This window comes from Bradyrhizobium sp. DN3 (assembly GCF_041357655.1).
Lineage (GTDB): Bacteria > Pseudomonadota > Alphaproteobacteria > Rhizobiales > Xanthobacteraceae > Bradyrhizobium.
The window spans coordinates 155948-172383 of sequence record NZ_JAULLN010000020.1 but is presented as its reverse complement, the minus strand read 5'-3'; the positions used below and the strand labels follow the sequence as shown (position 1 = coordinate 172383).

15 protein-coding genes and 1 tRNA gene are annotated in these 16436 nt (G+C 62.0%); 14 read left to right on the top strand and 2 right to left on the bottom strand.

The window, feature by feature from the left end; all coding sequences use genetic code 11:
* Positions 1 to 186 precede the first annotated feature (186 nt).
* Positions 187 to 315, top strand: a tRNA-OTHER gene (locus AAE027_RS27445).
* 137 nt (positions 316 to 452) lie between these two features.
* Here the strand turns inward: AAE027_RS27445 and AAE027_RS27440 are convergent.
* Positions 453 to 1118: an RraA family protein gene (locus AAE027_RS27440; protein ID WP_370987025.1), complete on the bottom strand. Its 666-nt coding sequence runs from the start codon at positions 1116 to 1118 to the stop codon at positions 453 to 455.
* A 21-nt stretch (positions 1119 to 1139) separates the two neighbouring features.
* Entirely contained in the window at positions 1140 to 2348 is a 1209-nt protein-coding gene (locus AAE027_RS27435; RefSeq protein ID WP_370987024.1) for an aspartate transaminase, read from the bottom strand.
* Between the two features lie 142 nt (positions 2349 to 2490).
* Between AAE027_RS27435 and nac the strand changes: the two genes are divergently transcribed.
* From nac to AAE027_RS27370, 13 genes are all read left to right on the top strand, one after another.
* Entirely contained in the window at positions 2491 to 3429 is a 939-nt protein-coding gene (nac, locus tag AAE027_RS27430) for a nitrogen assimilation transcriptional regulator NAC (protein WP_370987023.1), read from the top strand.
* 112 nt (positions 3430 to 3541) lie between these two features.
* Positions 3542 to 3982 carry an acetyl-CoA carboxylase biotin carboxyl carrier protein gene (locus AAE027_RS27425; protein WP_370987022.1) on the top strand — a complete coding sequence of 147 codons (441 nt, stop codon included), beginning with the start codon at positions 3542 to 3544 and terminating at the stop codon, positions 3980 to 3982.
* Positions 3983 to 3986: 4 nt separating this feature from the next.
* Positions 3987 to 5339 carry an acetyl-CoA carboxylase biotin carboxylase subunit gene (gene accC / locus AAE027_RS27420; RefSeq protein WP_370987021.1) on the top strand — a complete coding sequence of 451 codons (1353 nt, stop codon included), beginning with the start codon at positions 3987 to 3989 and terminating at the stop codon, positions 5337 to 5339.
* Positions 5336 to 5995: a 5-oxoprolinase subunit PxpB gene (gene pxpB / locus AAE027_RS27415; protein ID WP_370987020.1), complete on the top strand. Its 660-nt coding sequence runs from the start codon at positions 5336 to 5338 to the stop codon at positions 5993 to 5995. Before accC ends, pxpB begins: the two co-directional genes overlap by 4 nt.
* A complete protein-coding gene (locus tag AAE027_RS27410) occupies positions 5992 to 6978 on the top strand; it encodes a 5-oxoprolinase subunit C family protein (protein ID WP_370987019.1) in 987 nt (328 codons plus the stop codon). The genes pxpB and AAE027_RS27410 overlap by 4 nt, the downstream gene beginning before the upstream one ends.
* Positions 6975 to 7394 carry a biotin/lipoyl-containing protein gene (locus tag AAE027_RS27405; protein ID WP_370987017.1) on the top strand — a complete coding sequence of 140 codons (420 nt, stop codon included), beginning with the start codon at positions 6975 to 6977 and terminating at the stop codon, positions 7392 to 7394. Before AAE027_RS27410 ends, AAE027_RS27405 begins: the two co-directional genes overlap by 4 nt.
* Positions 7391 to 8179: a LamB/YcsF family protein gene (locus tag AAE027_RS27400; protein WP_370987016.1), complete on the top strand. Its 789-nt coding sequence runs from the start codon at positions 7391 to 7393 to the stop codon at positions 8177 to 8179. The genes AAE027_RS27405 and AAE027_RS27400 overlap by 4 nt, the downstream gene beginning before the upstream one ends.
* Before the next feature lie 89 nt (positions 8180 to 8268).
* Positions 8269 to 9036, top strand: coding sequence for an SDR family oxidoreductase (locus tag AAE027_RS27395; RefSeq protein ID WP_370987015.1), 768 nt, complete (start codon positions 8269 to 8271; stop codon positions 9034 to 9036).
* Between the two features lie 14 nt (positions 9037 to 9050).
* Positions 9051 to 9752 (top strand): amino acid ABC transporter permease, encoded by a 702-nt coding sequence (locus AAE027_RS27390; RefSeq protein WP_370987014.1) that lies wholly within the window; start codon positions 9051 to 9053, stop codon positions 9750 to 9752.
* An 8-nt stretch (positions 9753 to 9760) separates the two neighbouring features.
* Entirely contained in the window at positions 9761 to 10513 is a 753-nt protein-coding gene (locus AAE027_RS27385) for an amino acid ABC transporter permease (RefSeq protein WP_370987173.1), read from the top strand.
* The gene (locus tag AAE027_RS27380) at positions 10510 to 11286 is read left to right on the top strand and encodes an amino acid ABC transporter ATP-binding protein (RefSeq protein WP_370987013.1); all 777 of its coding nucleotides are present in this window, start codon (positions 10510 to 10512) and stop codon (positions 11284 to 11286) included. Before AAE027_RS27385 ends, AAE027_RS27380 begins: the two co-directional genes overlap by 4 nt.
* 40 nt (positions 11287 to 11326) lie before the next feature.
* Positions 11327 to 12172, top strand: coding sequence for an ABC transporter substrate-binding protein (locus AAE027_RS27375; protein WP_370987012.1), 846 nt, complete (start codon positions 11327 to 11329; stop codon positions 12170 to 12172).
* An 848-nt stretch (positions 12173 to 13020) separates the two neighbouring features.
* Entirely contained in the window at positions 13021 to 16422 is a 3402-nt protein-coding gene (locus AAE027_RS27370) for an AAA family ATPase (protein WP_370987011.1), read from the top strand.
* Positions 16423 to 16436 lie beyond the last annotated feature (14 nt).

Below are 16436 nucleotides of genomic sequence, written 5' to 3'. Positions count from 1 at the left end.
GATGACAGGAGGTCGATTCCACCGAATTAGAAGCTCGGCGGCCGCAATGCGCCGGAGCTCCCCAAGTTGCCGGATTTTCACACGGCCTGGGCCATGAGCTGACTTGGGAGAAGTGGCAGCTGTTGGCGCAAAGCGGACCACTTATTCTCTGCCTGGGAGCTAGCTCGAATTAGCCCATGATGGATTGGAGCGAGAGCGCCGCATGTGCAGGACCTGAATTTCCGAGAGCCGGCGGCGGACGAGTGCTGGCGCGGTCTCGATTGTTCGAAGTCGAATGATCGCGATTCGTGGGTTTGACTCCCACTCTCTTCGCCAGTTTCTACGCACCCCTCACGTCAACGAGATACCGCGCGCAGACCCAATGGTACAGATCGAGCATGTGCGCGTCGTAGATTGGATATTGGGGCGAGCAAGTCGGACTGCTGCGCGGCCAGAATATCATTATTTGCCGCTCAGTTCGCGCAACGTGCCTCGAGCGCATCGACGAAGGCGCGATCCCATCTACCCTCGCGGATCGCGTCGATGGTGCCTTGCTCTTTTTGCTCCTGCGCCAATGCTTTCTCGATGACCGTTGCGGCCAAGGACGGTGGAAATGCCAGAAGTCCGTCCTGGTCCCCCACAATGATATCGCCCGCGTTCACGGGCATGCCCCCGACGGTGATCGGGACGTTGATCGCCCCGGGACCATCCTTGTAGGGACCGCGATGGGTCACGCCGCGCGCGTACACGGGAAAAGTGCGCTGACGAATCTCTGCAACGTCGCGAATGGCGCCGTCGAGGACCATGCCGGCAAGCCCGAGCGAGGCTGCGCCGAGTGTCATGATGCCGCCGACCAGTGCGTTGGAGATATCACCGCCGGCATCCACGACCATCACGTCGCCAGGACGGCAGAAGTCGTAGGCACGAAGGATGGCGAGGTTGTCGCCGCCGCGCGTCTTCACCGTCACCGCAGTGCCCACCATCGGCGCCGGCGAGTGATAGGGGATCAGCCCGATGCTGCCGCAATTGCGGTGCAGCTGGTCGCTGAGCAGGGCGACTGCGATGGTCCGCAGTTTTGCGATCACCGCGGGATCGAGTTGCGGAGCGGAGGGATTCTTTTCGATGCCGGTGTTTGACATGAGATGCTTCCGATCGGAATGCTAGCGGAGTTCGGAGACAGCACGAGCGATGCGGTTGATGCCGTCGTCGAGCACGTCGAGTGAGGCGGCAATCGAGATGCGGAAGTACGGCGACAACCCGTAGGCGCTGCCTTGAACCACGGCGACGCCAACGCTTTCGAGCAGGTACATCGCGACGTCGCTGTCGGTTTCGAGGTGCGCCCCGCCAGGGGTTTTTTGACCAATCAACCCGGCGCAATTGACGTAGAGATAGAACGCGCCGTCGGGCGGCAGGCAGCTCAAGCCCTCGATCTGGTTAATGCGCGTGAGCATGCGGTCGCGGCGGGTACGGTAGATTGCGACGCTTTCGGTAACGAAGCTCTGATCGCCGTTGAGCGCTTCGACCGCGGCGGCCTGGCTGATCGAACAGGCGTTGCCGGCTGCCTGCGACAGCAGCGTGTTCAGCGCACCGATCAGATCGGAGGGCCCGGCGATCCAGCCGATCCGCCAGCCGGTCATCGCGTAGGTCTTCGACACGCCGTTGACCGCAAGCACGCGGCCCGCCAGCTCGGGTGCAGCGTTCAGCAAGTGCGGCGTTGCGCGACCATCGAAGCGGATGTGTTCATAGATGTCGTCCGTCATGACGAGCACGTGGGGATGCCGTGCGAGAATGTCAGCCAGCTTGCGATATTCCGCCGCCGAGTAGCTCGCGCCCGTCGGATTCGACGGAGAGTTGATGATCAGCCATCGCGTCTTTTCGGTGATCGCAGCTTCGAGCTGCACTGGCGAGATCTTGAAGCCTTGGCCTTCCGGGCACGCGACAACCTTCGGAACGCCGTCGCAGGCGATCACCATGTCGGGGTAGGACACCCAGTAGGGCGCCGGGATGATCACCTCATCGCCCGCCTCGATCGTCGCCTCCAGCGCGCTGTAAATGCCACTCTTGCAACCGTTGGTGACGATGATGTCGGAAGGTGAGTAGAGGAGATTGTTCTCGCGCTTCAGTTTCGCGGCAATCGCCTGGCGGAGCTCGACGGAGCCGGCCAACATCGTGTAACGGGTTGCGCCCTTGTCCATCGCCTTTGTGGCCGCGGCGCGAATGTTCGCGGGCGTATCGAAATCCGGCTCGCCAACGACGAGGCTGACGATGTTCTTGCCCTCCCGCTTCAGCGCCGTTGCCCGATCGGCTGCCGCCGAGCTCGGCGAAGGCTTGATACGCCTCACGCGTGCGGAGATACGAGGATGGTTCATAGCGATTGACCCTGGCTAAGCGAGGTGCGACGCTAGAGACAGAGCGCGGCGCTGGCCAACACGAGTTCAATCTGGCCTGATAGGCATATCTTATGGATGCTCTATTCCCGATCGGGAGCAGTAGACAGTCCGAGGAGACGACGTGAATCTCAGGCGACTGCAGTATTTCGTGAAGATCGTAGACGTCGGCAGTCTGACGCAAGCCGCCGATGTGCTGCATGTGGCGCAGCCGGCGCTCAGTCAACAGCTCGCAACGCTCGAAGGCGAGGTGCGTCAGCAGCTTCTCGTGCGCACCAAGAGCGGTGTGGTGCCGACCGAGGCGGGCAAGGTGCTGTATCGCCACGCCCAGCTTATCCTGCGGCAATGCGACCAAGCGCGAGCCGACATGAATGCGGCCGCGAAGAACATCTCCGGAGCCGTGGCCGTGGGGCTCGCGCCGGGGACTGCCGCGGCAGGACTGGCCCTGCCGCTGCTGCGCACGGTGCGGGCGCGGCACCCCGGCATTTTGCTTTATTTGAACGAGACTTATGGCACCACGCTCTCCGAGCTTGTGATGAATGGCCGAATGGACCTGGCGGTTCTCTACGGCGGCAAGACTGCAGTCCACGGCCTCTCATTCCAGCCGCTGCTGCGAGAGCCGCTTTACCTCGTCGGCCGCGGCAGCATGGTGGCGCCGCCGGCCGAAGTGCCGCTCGCGATGCTCGTTGACACCGACCTTTACCTCGCGCGTCCCTACAACGTCGTCCGCAAGATGGTGAACGATGCGTTCGCAGCCATCGGCAAGGTGCCAAAGGTCGTCGCGGAAATCGAATCCGCCAGCACGTTGACTGCCGTGATCTCCGACGGGCTTGGCGCCACTATCCTACCCGAATCAATGGCGCGGCAGGTCGCATCCTCCTGCGATGCCTGGCAATCGTGCATCATCGAACCGGTGATCGAGGCCCCGCTGGCGCTGTGCCAGTCCGATCATTTGCCGCTTTCCGAACCGGCGCAGGCGATCAAGGAAATCCTGCTGGAGCTTGTGGTCGGTATACCGGGGAACCTCGTTGCGCATGAAGAGCGGTCTCAAAAGCCGTCATAGCGCTCCCTTATAGGGGCAAAGCCAATCCGTCTTGGTCGGCGGGAATCGATAGCGCTAGCGTCGAGGCCGGCGTTGCACGTGCAAGATCACGATCCCGTATGGGTGGCGGAACATGGATTTGGATCGGATCAAGACTCTGATCGATGCGATGACTGCGTCCGATCTGAACGAGATGGAATTCAGCGAAGAAGGCTGGTCGCTCAGGCTGGTCCGTCGTGCGCAGCCGGACAGTACCGTTCGGGCACTAGTCAAGTCGGGCGCATCCACACACACCGGACAGCGGCCAACTCGCGCCGCACCGGATGCAGCGCTGAAAAGAGAGGCGAACGTCGCAGCGCCGCTGTTCGGAATTGTCCATCTGCAGCCGGCGCCGGATGCGCCGGTCTTCGTTTCGGTAGGGCAGGCTGTGACGGCCGGAACGCCACTCTGTGTCATCGAGGCGATGAAGATGTTCCACGAGGTGCGCGCCGAACAAGACGGCACGGTGTCGGCGATCCTGGTTGCGTCCGGTCAGGAGGTCGAGGCCGGCCAAGAACTGATACGGTTCGCGTGACCACATGTTTGAATCGGTGCTCATAGCCAATCGGGGAGAGATCGCCCTGCGCATCCAGCGGACGTGCCGGCGTCTCGGGCTACGAACGATCGTGGTCCATTCCGAGGCCGACCACGAGATGCCGTATGTGCGTTGTGCCGACCAGGCTCTGTGTATCGGTCCCGCCGCGGCAGCGCAGAGCTATTTGAACCAGAAGGCGATCTTGTCTGCAGCGCAGGTCAGCGGAGCCGAGGCGATCCATCCCGGCTACGGATTCCTGTCCGAAAATGCCGGCTTTGCCGAACAAATTGAGGCCGCTGGCCTGACATTCGTCGGTCCGACCGCCGCGAGCATGCGCGTCATGGGTGACAAGATCGCGGCCAAGCGCGCTATGAGAGCGGCAGGCGTTCCGTGCGTCCCCGGTCCCGATGCAGCCCTGACCGAGGGTGTTGATCTCGTGCGCATGGCGGCGCGCGAGATTGGTTATCCCGTGATCCTGAAGGCTGCCGGCGGCGGCGGCGGTCGCGGTATGCGGATGGTCGAGAACGAGAGCGGCTTGCGCGACGCGCTGCTCCTGACCCGGGAAGAGGCGCGGCGGGCGTTTGGCAACAGCGAAATCTATGTCGAAAAATTCCTGGGCCGGCCGCGCCATGTCGAAATCCAGGTCATCGCCGATACGTACGGTAACGCGGTCTGGCTCGGCAGTCGCGATTGCTCGCTACAGCGCCGGCACCAGAAGGTGATCGAGGAGGCGCCGGCTCCACAGATCGACAATGCGCTGGTCCGCGAAATCGGCGAGCGCTGCGCAGAGGCTTGTCGGCAGATCGGCTACCGCGGCGTCGGCACTTTCGAATTCCTGGTCGCAGATGACGCGTTCTATTTCATCGAGATGAATACGCGCCTCCAGGTCGAACATCCCGTCACCGAGATGACCACCGGGATCGATCTCGTCGAGGCTCAGGTCCGCGTAGCGCAGGGTGAGAGGCTGCCTTTTAGGCAAGACGACGTCGCCTGTCGCGGTCATGCCTTTGAGTGCCGTATCAACGCCGAAGACCCGGACCGTTTCGTGCCGTCACCGGGTGTGATTGATACCTGGCAGATGCCGGGCGGACCTGGCGTGCGCATCGACAGCCACGCAAGTGCCGGTTACCGCGTGTCGTCGCATTACGATTCGCTGCTCGGCAAGCTTGTCGTCCATGGCACGACACGCGATGAGGCGTTGGCCCGCTTGCGAGTGGCGCTCGACGAGGCGCGGATCGAGGGGATTGCAACAAATCTGCCGCTGCACCGGCGCCTTGTAGTCGATCCCGATTTTATCCGCGGCGGCGTTAATATCCACCATATGGAGACGAAACTTCGCCGGAGTGGGCAGCCATGACAACGGATCGGCCTCGCACAAGTCTGCTCGGGACGACGGCCGTGCTGTTCGAGGCGCCCGGCGAGACTTCGCTCGAAACGCAGCGGCGGATTTGGGCGATGGCGCGCGAGGCTGCTGGATTTCCCGGCGTGCGCGAGGCTGTGCCAGGCATGAACAACCTCATGCTGGCCTTTGTCGAGCCGCCGCGACGACCGGAAGAGATCGAGCATTGGCTCGTCGAACTCTGGGACGTCGTCGAGCCGCTTCCGATCGCCGGGCGCTGCATCGATCTGCCCGTCACCTATGGCGGCGAAGCCGGGCCGCATATGGCCGATGTCGTCGAACACACCGGCATGACCGTCGATGAGATCGTCGAACGCCACAGCGCGCCAACCTACACCGTGTTCGCGCTCGGAAGTCACCCCGGCTACTGCTATCTCGGCGGCATGGATACGCGCATCGCGACGCCGCGCCGCAAGGTGCCGGTGCTGAAGATTCCGGGGGGAGCCGTGTCGATCGGCGGCGGTCAGACCGGCGTGTCTGCCTCCGATGGACCCAGCGGATGGAATACGATCGGCAGCACACAGGTGGCATTCTTCGATGTAAATCGCAGCCCGCCCGCGCTGCTCCAGCCGGGCGACAGCATCCGCTTCAAGGTTTTGCGGGTGCTGCGATGATCAAGATCTTGTTAGCAGGCGCGCTGGCGACGGTCCAGGATCTCGGCCGTACCGGTGGGCTCAACCTTGGCGTCGGGATATCGGGCGCCATGGACGCGCTCGCACTTGCCGGAGGCAATATCCTGCTGCGCAACGAGGAGAACGCCGCAGCCATTGAGATTCCGGTTCTTCCTTTCAAGGTTCGTTTCGAGCGCTCGACTGTTTTTGCTGTCACCGGAGCCGATTGCGCAGCGAGAATCGATGAGACGCCGGTATTGCCGTGGTGGGCGCATCGCGCCGAAGCGGGGCAGGTGCTGTCGCTTTCGCTTCCCAGGCAGACGACATGGCGCGCGACCCGCGCCTATCTGTGCATCGCGGATGGCGTTGACGTGCCGGCCGTGCTCGGCTCGCGCAGCACGCAGTTGAGAGGCTCGTTTGGTGGCCACGAGGGGCGTCCGCTACGCGATGGCGACGAACTGCCGACGGCCCGGTCGAAGGGCCGGGCCGCTCCTGGTTTCGGTCTGGTCCCGCCCGGGCTGGCGCTCCCGCTTGAGGTCGACGGTGTGCCCGCTGTTCGCGTGTTACCTGCCGCCGAATACGACTGCTTCACCAATTCATCGCACGATGCATTGTGGTCGACCGCCTGGAAAATCACCCCGCAGAGCGACCGCTATGGCTACAGGCTTGCCGGCCCTGAGCTCAACCCGCTGCGCCCATTGGAATTGCGCTCGCATGGCATCGTGCCCGGCGTCATTCAGGTGCCTCATGGCGGCCAGCCCATCATCCAGATGCGCGATGCACAACCATCCGGCGGCTACCCCAAAATCGGCACGGTGATCGAGGCTGACCTCTGGCGTCTCGGCCAGGCTCCGATTGGGAGCAGCGTCCGCTTCATCCGCTGTAGCTGGGATGAAGCGCTGAGCGCCTCGGCGGATACCCGCCGCTGGCTCGCAAACGCCCGTCGTCTCGTCGAGCTTCACTGCGGCGAAGGAGGAGGCCGATGAGCAATCCCCTCGACCACGTCGACCAATTGAGCGTCTGGCTCAAGCACGCCGATCTCGCGCTGCTTGAGCTGCGCGGTCCGAGCGCCACGTTGCGCCTGGTGAATGATGGCGCATCGGTGCGTGTCGTTGCCGGCGACGAATCCCTGTTCGTCGACGCGCCGTCAGTTACCGTCCGCGCTGCCTCGCCAGGCATTTTTCTCGATCGTCACCCGCTTCACGAGCACGCAATCGCTTTGACCGACGCCAATGTAAGGGCTGGCGACCCTCTCGGCATCCTGCAAATCGGGCCTTTGCTTTTGCCCGTGCCTGCGCCCCGGGCTGGAATGGTGACCGATGTGCTGATCGCGCATGGCACGGTCGTCGGCTACGGCGCGCCGTTGTTCGTACTACGGCCGATTAAAGGTGAGGCAGCATGAAGATCGATCTCAATGCCGATATGGGCGAAGGTTTTGGTCCGTGGCCGATGGGCAATGACGAGGCGCTGCTGGACTTTGTGTCTTCGGCCAATGTCGCATGCGGCTTTCATGCCGGTGATCCCCTGATCATGCAGCGCACGGCGGAGCGCGCCAGGGCGCGCGGCGTCGATCTTGGGGCTCATGTCGGGTTTCCGGACCGCCAGGGATTTGGCCGGCGCGTGATGCAGATCGACGCCACCGAGCTCGCCGCCATGGTCACTTACCAGCTCGGCGCACTCGACGGCATCGCGCGGGCCGTCGGGCATCGCGTCACGCATATGAGCTTTCACGGCGCGCTCGGCAACATGGCTGCTGCCGACGCCGATCTTGCCCGCCCATTGGTTTGCGCGGTCGCCGCGTTCGATCCCAATCTCCTGATCGTTTCCTCGAGCAGTCGCGCCATCGAGGGGGCGGCGGCGCAGTGCGGCATCAGGGTCGCCACGACGTTCCTGGCTGATCGAGCCTATGACGACGAGGGCCTGCTGGTGTCTCGGGCAAAGCCCGGCGCGGTCATTCACGACGCCGGGGTGGTCGCCGAGCGGGTCGAGCGCCTGCTGCGTGACGGCGTGGTCATTGCCGCCAGCGGAAAGGCGCTCGCCATGCCGGTCAAATCGATCCTGCTGCATGGGGATACCCAGGGCGCCGTCGAGCTGGCTCGAGGGATTCGGGCCTCGATCGAGGCTGCAGGCGGGGAGATCGTGCCGGTTTCCCGGCTTGTGGCAGGCTCCGGTGGAGCGGCTCGTTGATCATAAGGGGACCTTATCCCGCCACAGTTAATCCCTCTTGGCGAGAAAGTTGCGCGATCGTTTAGCCTATTGAAAAGGTGAGGAGCCCGATGCCATTCTCCGATTACAGGACTGCTCTCGTTACCGGCGCCTCGTCTGGCATCGGTTTGGCGGTCGTCGAGCGCCTGGCGCGTGAGGGCCTCAAGGTTCATGCGCTCGCGCGGAGCGGGGACGCGCTGAAAGCTTTGGCCGATCGCACCGGCTGCATCCCGCACGCGATCGACGTCAGAGATATTACGGCTATCACCAGGCTTGCTCAGGGTATCGACGTCGACGTGCTCGTCAACAGCGCGGGCGTCGACCGGCCGAGGAAGTTTCTCCAGGCGGATGCGGAGGACATCGACCTCCTCGTCGACGTCAACCTGCGCGCGATCCTGCACCTCTGCCGTCTGCTCGTGCCGGGCATGGCGGAGCGCGATCGCGGCCACGTTGTCAACATCACGTCGATTGCCGGCGCTTACAACTTTGCGGGCAACTCGAGCTATCACGCGACCAAGGCGGCCGTCAGCATGCTGACCAGTCAGCTCAGGGTCGATTGCATCGGCAAGCGCGTGCGCGTCACTGAAATCTGCCCGGGCCGGGTTGCAACCGATATCTTCGCCCACGTCCACGGCGACAGCGCCGAAACGCGCGCGAACTTCATCGATGGCTTTGAACTCCCCGAGGCAAAGGACATTGCCGACGCGATCGCGTTTGCGATCGCCGCGCCGGTAGCGGTGAATGTCGGCTACATCGAGATCACACCGACCTTGCAAGTGCCGGGTGGCTTGTCGACCACGCGCCCCGAGGGTTCCCCAAAACCCGTTCTCCCGACCTAGACGAGGGGCGTGCGATGAAGGGTTTCGACCTCATGGCCGTCCTGCTCAATCCGGAGTTCAGCCGGATGCTGGTCCATGGGGTGAAGATGACCTTCATCATCTTCATTGGCTCGTGGCTTCTGGCCATGAGCCTTGGAATGGTCCTACTTGCCGTCCGGATGCTGCCGAGCCGGATCGCCAACGGCTTTGTCGCGATCTACGTCTCTTACCATCGCAATGTGCCGACGCTGGTGCAACTCATGCTCTGGTATTTCGGCATTTCGAGCCTGCTGCCGGACCCGGTTCAGATCTGGCTCGGCGATCACAATGGCGAAGCGGTGTTCGCTGTCATTGCCTTGGGCTTGTGCCAGGCCGCGTATTTCAGCGAGGATCAACGTTCCGGTCTGCGTGCCGTGCCGAAGGGGCAGTGGGAAGCCGCACGTGCGTTGGGCCACGGCTATTTCGGAGCCATGGCCTACATCCTGCTGCCGCAGGCCGTCCGCAACGCGATGCCGGCGCTGGTGAACCATACGGTCTCCCTGTTCAAGAATTCCAGCCTTGCGATGGCGATTGGCGTTGCCGAGCTGACCCACGCCGTCAAGGAGGTCGAGAACCAGAGTTTTCGTCCGTTCGAGACTAACCTGATTGCCACGATCGTCTATCTCGTCTGCTCGCTGCTGCTGATGTGGCTTGGTCACCATCTGGAGCAACGCAGCCGCATGGCCGGAGCGGTCTGACCATGTCGCTGCTCCCGAGCATGATCGAGATTGTCAGGGACAACTGGCTGTTGCTGCTCGTCGGCCAGTATCCGAACGGCCCGCTTGGCGGTATCGCGGCCACCCTCATTCTCTCCGTCCTCGGTATTGCCTTGGCCTTTCCGCTGAGCGTCGTGATGGCGCTGGCCAGCCTGTCGCCGTGGCGGGCGCTGCGCTGGCCAGTTATGGCCTTGGTCTACATCACCCGCGGCGTGCCGCTGCTGCTGATCATTCTGTGGGTCTATTTCGTGCTGCCGCTTTTGATCGGCCATAGCGTGCCGGCCTTCGCAACCATGCTCGTCACGCTGGTCGGCTATGAAGCCGCATTCCTGAGCGAGATTGTGCGTGCCGGAATTCAGGCATTGCCAACAGGTCAGATGGACGCCGCCCGAGCGCTCGGGCACAGCCGTCTCGGGGCGATGCGCTACGTGATTCTGCCGCAGGCACTGTTCAACATGATCCCGAGCATCCTCAGTCAGTTCGTCTCGACCATCAAGGAGACCACGCTCGGCTACATCATCAACGTCCCGGAGCTCACCTTCGCGGCCGGACAGATCAACAACCGGTTGCTGACCAAGCCCTTTGAAGTCTACTTCATCCTTGCCATCAGCTACTTCATCGTTTGCTGGACCGTGACGCAGGCCATCAACATGGTCGAACGGCGGATAACCGCGCGCCGAACCGCAGGCCCGGTTGCCATGTCTGCACTGCCTGCCGTGCCCGCAAGCGCATCAGGGGCATGACCATGTCGCAGGAGACTCCATCCCGGGATGCCGATCCGATGATCAAATTCGTCGCTGTGCACAAATTTTTTGGGGCACTCGCCGCGTTGACCGACGTGAACGCGGAGGTGAAGAAGGGCGAGGTGGTGGTGGTCTGCGGGCCGTCCGGCTCCGGCAAATCGACGCTCATCCGCACCGTCAACAGGCTCGACGAAATCCAGTCGGGCTCGGTGCTGTTCGAAGGCAGGGACGTTCATGGCAAGCTGGGTGGCACGGCGCTGAATCACTTGCGGAGCCGGATCGGATTCGTTTTCCAGAGCTTCAACCTGTTTCCACATTTGAGTGCGCTCGACAACGTCATGCTTTCGCCGATGAAGGTGAACGGCGTCAAGCGCAGCGACGCGCGCGAAGCTGCCCTGCGGCTGCTGGATCGCGTCGGACTCGCGGCCAAAGCCCAGAACTATCCGGGCCAGCTCTCCGGCGGACAGCAGCAGCGCGTGGCGATCGCCCGCGCGCTCGCCATGGAGCCGCCGGCGATGCTGTTCGACGAACCGACCAGCGCGCTCGATCCGGAGATGGTGGGCGAGGTGCTGTCCGTCATGCGTGGGCTTGCGCGCGATGGAATGACCATGATGTGCGTGACCCACGAGATGAACTTCGCGCGTGATGTCGCCGATCGCGTCTGGTTCATGGACGCTGGGAGGGTGCTCGAGACGGGAGCTCCGGTCGACTTCTTTCGCTCACCACAACATCCCCGTGCGCAGCGTTTCCTGTCGGACCTGCACACAAGGTGAGCGCGCTGACTTGATGTGATCAATCTGGAGGAGAACGAATATGTCTTTCAAGAATCGTTCAATCGGGCTGGGGGCCGCGATCGCAGGCCTTGCTGGTATCGCGTCAGCGGCTTGCGCCGACCAGCTCTCGGACATTACCCAGCGCAAGGAGCTGCGCTGCGGAACCTTCGCGGACGTGCCTCCGTTCGCGGCGCCGGATGCCAAGACACGTGAGATGGTCGGCTTTGACGTCGACCTCTGCAAGGCGATCGCCCAACACTGGGGCGTTGTCGCAAAGGTCACGCCGCTTTCGGTCGAGGCGCGTGTGCCCGAGGTCAAGCTCGGTCACGTCGATATCACGGTGGCGAACCTCGCCTACACGCTGGGGCGCGCCGAGCAGATCCAGTTTTCCGATCCCTATTACATCGCCAAGGAAATGCTGGCAGTGAAGGCGAGCGACCCCGGGACCGCCAAGGCCGACTTCAAGGGTAAGCGGCTGGCATCGACCAAAGGATCGACGTCGGAACTCGCGATCAAGATGAACGAATCCGACCCGCTGACTTTCGTCGATACCGGTTCGGCCTTCATGGCGGTTCAACAGAATAAGGCGGTCGGGATGGTGGCGAATACCATGACCATTACCAAGCTCGTCAGCCAGTCCAAGGAGGCCGGGCAGCCGCTGAAGATGATCGAGGAGCCCATGGTGCTGCAGCCGATCGGCATCGGCATGAAGAAGGACGAGCCGGCACTGCTCGCAAAGGTCAACGAGACCCTGCTGGCCATGGACAAGGCTGGCGAGATCAACCAGATTTGGGACAAATGGCTTGGTCCGAACACCGAATTCAAGATGACACGTACCGACAAGGTCGCACCACTCAGCCAGCTGAAGTTCACGCCGCTCCCGTGAGTTGCGAACCGGCGCCATTCACATCGATCAAGGCAGCAGTGTGCCGAGCTAAAGTGCCCGCAGTCTGCTCCTTCGCCGCTTAGGCGGCGAGGGGCAGTCGTGCCACTTTTGCGCGACAAGAAAAACGCCGTTTCCGCCTTTTGATGTTTCCGCCCATTCGCACCAGGGGACGGTCGTCGCAGCGCAGTTAGGGGCATTCCGACACGCCTTGAGCTTCGGACCAAACCATGTATTTCGGCTGTAGCTCAACTCGCGGGTTTTGGTTCAGGAAGGTCAAGAATGCTTGATCTTTCAACGGGGATTGACTGGCACTCTCTCCGCCGAACTGCTCTATGCTGCATCCAGCCGTTAGGCGTCCCTTCATTCCGTCGACTCGCACTCCGAAGGTGCACAGCTGAGTTGTTAGGAGTGGCCGCTGTTGGCGCAAAGGCGGACATCCTGCAGACGCGCTAGTTCTGCTGAGGGTCATGAGCGTCTATTCGAACCGCCGTCCGCTCGCGTCCGGTCTACCCTGACAAGCCGACAAAAAAGGCTAGGGCCGCATTTCGGTTTCGGGCCCGAAAGCGGAAGTATCCTAACCGCGCAAGTCTAGTCCTGTCTACTTCTAGAACCGGACGCACATTCCGGCTCGGGTCCGAGCTCTCAAGCCTATGGGTCGATGCTTCAGATGAGAAGCAAGTTGGCATGCGACCAACGCTGGCGCAAATGGACGAGAATGTCATAAGCTGAATGCATGCTCATCGGGGCATGCGAAGAGCTGCAAATCGGTCGGTTAGAACCGTAGCTATGCGTCGGCGTTTTCCCGGTACGGGCGATTGCACACGTCGTGGCTGGACGAGCCCCTTCGCATGTCCAGCAAACGTGCTATTATCACGACAGAAGCCATTAGGTTTGCCATGACAGCTATTGCGGAATGGCTAGCATCGATAGGCTTGAGTGAGTACGCGGGGCGTTTCGCCGAGAACGCCATTGATCTTTCGGTCCTGGGCGATCTTACGGAGCAGGACCTGAAGGACCTTGGCGTCTTGCTGGGACATCGGCGCAAGATGCTGCGTGCGATTGCCGAACTTCGGGGCGATGTCCCTCCGGCAGCTCCAACAGGAAGCAAGACGGTACCGCGGGAGGGCGCCGAGCGCCGTCAGCTCACGGTGATGTTTTGCGATCTAGTGGGCTCGTCTGCACTCTCGGTCCGCCTTGATCCCGAGGACCTGCGAGCGGTAATCGGCGCCTACCACGCTTGCATCGCTGAGGTTATCACCAAATCTGAGGGGATCATCGCCCGCTATATGGGAGACGGCGTTCTTGCCTATTTCGGCTTTCCCCAGGCGCACGAGGATGATGCCGAGCAGGCGATCCGCGCCGGGTTGGCGTTGGTGGATGCCGTCGCTAACCTGAAGACAGATGTCGGCGCGGTGCTCCAGGTTCGCATTGGCATCGCTACCGGAATGGTTGTGGTCGGCGACTTGATCGGCGAAGGCGCTGCCAAGGAACAGGGGGTGATTGGTGAGACGCCGAATTTGGCCGCACGCCTGCAGGCGCTCGCAATGCCGGGTACAGTCCTGATCTGTGAGAGTACGCGTCGACTCACGGAGGGACAATTCGAATACCGCAATGTCGGCCCGGCTATACTCAAAGGATGGGTAGAACCGCTACCAGCTTGGGAGGTGTTGGGAACGAGCGGGGTGGAAAGCCGATTCGAGGCGCTGCACCAGACTCGATTGACACCCCCAATCGGGCGCGACGAGGAGATAGATCTGCTGTTACGTCGCTGGCACAACGCCACCCGTGATGAGGGCAGCGCTGTGGTGCTCACCGGAGAGCCGGGCATCGGAAAGTCGCACATCGCACAAGCGCTCGAAGAACGACTCAAGGAAACCGAACCGCACATCACGCTGCGCCTTTTCTGCTCGGCGCACCACACTAACAGCGCGCTGTACCCGTTCATCCGCCAACTCGAACGAGCCGCGCATTTCGAGCGAACCGACTCGTCAGATGTGAAATTCGTCAAGCTCCAGGCGTTGCTGGCGCAATCCGGTGCTGCCGCAGACCAGATAGTACCACCTTTGGCAAACCTCCTGTCGGTGCCTACCGGTGGCCGCTACCAGCTGCCAGAGCTGAGCCCGCAGAAGCGGAAGGAGATCACACTGGCGGCGCTTCTGATGCAGCTCAATACTCTCGCGGCACGTCAGCCCGTCTTCATTGCCTTTGAGGATGCTCATTGGGCCGATCCTACGTCGCTTGAGCTGCTGACGCTTACACTGGAACGAGTACCGCAGCTTCGGGCGCTGGTGCTCATCACCGCGAGGCCGGATTTCATGCCGCCTTGGCCGGGTCATGCGCATGTGACGACGGTGTCGCTCACGCGCCTGAACCGACGCAACGGTGCAGCACTGATCGAGCGCGTTACGGCCGGCAAGACACTCCCAAAAGAGGTCATGGACCAGATCCTCGCCCGTACCGATGGCGTACCCCTCTTCGTCGAGGAACTAACCAAGACGGTGCTCGAAACAGGCTTGTTGCACGAGCAAGACGATCATTATGTCCTCAGCCGGCCACTGCCTCCGATGGCGATTCCGACGACATTACATGCGTCTCTCATGGCAAGGCTGGATCGGTTGGCCCCGGTGAGGGAGGTGGCTCAGATTGGCGCTGTGGTTGGTCGCGAGTTCTCCTACGAACTGCTGAGCATTGTCGCTGGAATGCCCAGAGAGAGACTTGACGAGGCGCTTGGCCAGTTGGTTCGATCGGAGCTGATATTTTGCCGAGGCGAGATACCCCGGGCGGTTTACACCTTTAAACATGCGCTCGTGCGGGATGCTGCCTATTCGGGACTTCTGAAGAGTCGGCGCGCGGCGCTGCATGCCATGATTGCGGACGCCTTCGAGCAGCGTTTCCCGGAAATCGTGGAAGCTCAACCGGAAACAATCGCGCATCATCTAACCGAGGCGGGACTGTTCGAAAAGGCGACGGGATATTGGCTGCTGGCAGGCAGGAAAGCCGCCATGCGCTCCGCCAACCTCGAGGCCATCGCTCAACTGGAGCGGGGTATCGAGACCACTATCCACTTGGCCAATGGTGAACGAAAGGACAGGTTAGAGCTTGATTTTGCAGTCGCGCTGGGACCCTGCCTCATCGCTACCCAGGGCCCCGCTTCTAACAAAGCGGTGGCAACCTTTGCTCGCGCGCGGGAGCTGTGCGAGCGCCTCGGAGATCCCCCTGAACAATTGCAAATTATGTTCTGGTTGACGACCGCGAGCGTCATTCGCGGCGAGTTGCCGGTAGCCCAGGAAACAATCGCGGCACTGCTTCATCTCACCGAGACGCGCGGCGATCGGCCAGCGCTGCTCAATGCGACCCGCGGTCAGGCCATGATTCGCCTTTTCATGGGACGTCTCACTGATGCCCGCGAAGCTATCGAGCGCGCGGTTGCGGAGTTCGAGGCAAGCTCTGAGGATGACAGATTGGCCGCCCGTGCAGCCGGTCAGGATGCCGGAGTAGCTGACCTCGCGCTGATGTCATGGGTTCTCTGGCTGCTCGGTCACTTTGATGCAGCAAGCGCACGCATGGATGCCGCCATTCAACGAGCAGACGTCATCAATCATCCTCACTCGCAAGCGTATGCATGCTACTATGCTTCTGTTCTCCACGCTCTTCGCGGCGAAATGTCGCGCGCGCAACGCTATGCAGACCGTTGTCGCAGCTTGTCGGAGGAGCACGGATTCCGTCAATGGCACGGGCTGGCGCAGGCCGTCCGTGGCATATGCGTGACAATGCTTGACCCCTCCTCCAGCGCCGTCGAGGAGATCCGAGCTGCAATGGACGAATATCGTGGCGCGGGTTACCAACTGGGAATCACGGCGCTATATGTGCTGTTGTGTCCGGCTTTGCTGCTTGGGCAGGATTACGAGGCTGCGATGGCGCTTATCGAGCGGGGCCTGACGACAACCAGTCGGAATAGCGAACGGATATTTGAGGCCGAGTTGTATCGATTGAAAGCGCGTACGCTGATGCTTCGCGGTTCAAGGGATGCCGGAACCGAGTTGCTGCAAAAGGCCTTAACGACCGCAAGTGCCCAACGGGCCAAAGCTCTTGAACTCAGAGCCGCAATGGATCTTGCCGCCGTCTGGGTGGAGGAAGGCAACCGTGAAGAAGCGATCAAGGTCCTCACGCCCGTCTACGACTGGTTCACCGAGGGTTTTGAGACGCAAGACCTCAAGCAAGCACGGGCTTTGCTCGATCGACTGCGGTGATCCCGCGATAGTTC